Source organism: Rhodovulum sp. (assembly GCF_011048875.1).
GTDB lineage: Bacteria > Pseudomonadota > Alphaproteobacteria > Rhodobacterales > Rhodobacteraceae > Rhodovulum > Rhodovulum tesquicola.
In genome coordinates this window covers 1-1901 of record NZ_DSDD01000298.1, presented here as the reverse complement: position 1 = coordinate 1901, position 1901 = coordinate 1, and the positions used below count along the sequence as shown (strand labels likewise).

General features: G+C 67.3%; 3 protein-coding genes and 1 pseudogene. 3 read left to right on the top strand and 1 reads right to left on the bottom strand.

Features of this window, described 5'->3' with window-relative positions:
• Nucleotides 1–172 precede the first annotated feature (172 nt).
• Nucleotides 173–1162: pseudogene (locus ENN83_RS10440) on the bottom strand (IS110 family transposase); the annotation flags it as partial.
• Here ENN83_RS10440 and ENN83_RS10435 point away from each other — a divergent pair.
• Genes ENN83_RS10435 through ENN83_RS10430 form a run of 3 tightly spaced genes read left to right on the top strand, consistent with a single transcriptional unit; the run spans nt 1118 to nt 1785 of the window.
• Complete coding sequence (locus ENN83_RS10435; protein ID WP_287186733.1) at nt 1118–1468, top strand: hypothetical protein; 351 nt, start codon at nt 1118–1120, stop codon at nt 1466–1468. The pseudogene ENN83_RS10440 and the gene ENN83_RS10435 overlap by 45 nt on opposite strands.
• Nucleotides 1461–1562 (top strand): DUF3789 domain-containing protein, encoded by a 102-nt coding sequence (locus ENN83_RS17155; protein ID WP_414707651.1) that lies wholly within the window; start codon nt 1461–1463, stop codon nt 1560–1562. Before ENN83_RS10435 ends, ENN83_RS17155 begins: the two co-directional genes overlap by 8 nt.
• Complete coding sequence (locus tag ENN83_RS10430; protein WP_287186731.1) at nt 1555–1785, top strand: hypothetical protein; 231 nt, start codon at nt 1555–1557, stop codon at nt 1783–1785. The genes ENN83_RS17155 and ENN83_RS10430 overlap by 8 nt, the downstream gene beginning before the upstream one ends.
• The last annotated feature ends 116 nt before the right edge of the window (nt 1786–1901 follow it).

Below are 1901 nucleotides of genomic sequence, written 5' to 3'. Positions count from 1 at the left end.
GCAGCCTTCGCATCCTTCGTCTTGCCCGCCGCCGTGCGCATCTCCGTCGCCGTCAGCTCCGTCCGTGTGATCGCTATCCCTGCCATGCCTGCCTCCATCCTTTGAGACCGCACTGAGCCAGAGCTCGTGAGCTTTGGGAATCCCCCTCGAGCCAGCCGAACGGGCCGTTGGTATAATCCTCTCCCTTCACGATCATGGCCCAGACTGCCCGCGCCATCTTGTTGGCCAATGCGATTGCCACGAGCATCTTCGGCTTGCGCTCCAGCATCCGCGCCAGCCACGAACCTGGCCGGATGGCTCGGCGTCCGATCCAGTTCAGACGGGACATCGCACCGCTGATCAGCAAACGCCGGATGTCGGACTGGCCGGCCTTCGAGATGCGGCCCAGCCGCTGTCGGCCTCCGGTCGAGTGCTGCCTTGGGACGAGTCCCAGTCAGGCAGCGAAATCGCGCCCCGAGCGGAAGCTCTCCATCGACGGGGCGAAGGCCTCGATGGCCAGCGCCGTCACAGGCCCGATCCCCGGCATGGTCTGCAAGCGCCGCGCCTGTTCATCGCCCTGTCCGAGCGCTGGGATGCGGCGCGACAGCTCCGCGATCCGCTCCGATGTTTCGTCGATACGCGCCAGCTGATCGATGCACAGATACCGGACAAGATCGGGGAGATCAGTCTCGGTTGCGTCCAGAACCCGGCGCGCCTGTGCCAGACCGGCGGCCTCGGCGGGGAACGCGAAGCCGAATTCATAGAGATGCGAACGCAGCGCGTTGATCAGCGCCGTGCGATGCTCGACCAGTTGCTTGCGCGCCCGGAACAGACAGGCGACGGCTTGCTGCTGGGGTGACTTGACCTCGACGAACCGCATGCCCGGCCGCTGCGCCGCCTCGACAATGGCTTCGGCATCGTTGGCGTCATTCTTCTGGCGCTTGATGAAGGGCTTCACATAGCCAGGCGCGATCAGCTTCGCCTCGTGGCCAAGCCGGGCAAGCTCGCGCGCCCAGTGATGCGCGCCGCCGCAGGCCTCCATCACAACGATGCAGGAGGGCTGCCGCTCCAGGAACCGCAAAAACTGACCCCGCGAGAGCCGCTTCCGGAACAGCACATGCCCCGACATCGTCGCCCCGTGCAGGTGGAAAACATGCTTTGCCAGATCAACGCCGATCATCATATCTTTCGTCACGGTTGCTGTCCTTTCCTCTTCGTGGCCCAGACAGCCACCAGTTTGGCACATTGCGATGCCGTCGGAAGCGGGCGGCAACCACCCCATCTCACTTGGTGGGCGGGTCTTCTCGCCGTGCTCACGGGCATTGCCTCCCTCGCGCTGTTCGCGACCGGACCGTTCGCCGAACTGTCCCGTCTCGTCGCGCTGCTCGCCGGCTCGGGCGATGCCTCGCCCGCAGGGCTGATGTTCCTCGGTCTGGGCCTGATCGGCCTGCGCGACCGGATCGAGCGCGGGTTCCGCGGCGATGCTTGAGTTCCTCGCAGGTCTGGTCGTGGGCGGCTGCCTCGGGGTCTTCGTCGTCGCCCTCTGCGTCGCCGCCGCGCGCGGGGAGCGGGACGATGGCTGACCTTCTGATCTGGCTGGTCGCGGCTCTGGGCGCGGTCGGGGGCGCCTTCCTGGGCCGCGTCTGGGGTCGCGCGGTAGGGGAGCGCGCGGGAAAACGGGAAGCGGAACGCGATGCGATGGAAGAGACGGCTGAGAAGATGGAGCGGGGTCGCGCGGCGATTCGTGACGGGCGCCGCGCTGGCGATCCCGCTGACCGGCTGCGCCACAACGATGGGCGCTGGTGACGCGGGCTGTGCCTCCTATGCCGAGGCGAGGCTCGCCCGGCCGGCTGCCGAGACCGTCGCAGCCGTGCCCCCGGACTGGGCGGACTGGATCGCCGATCTCGATGACCGCATGACGG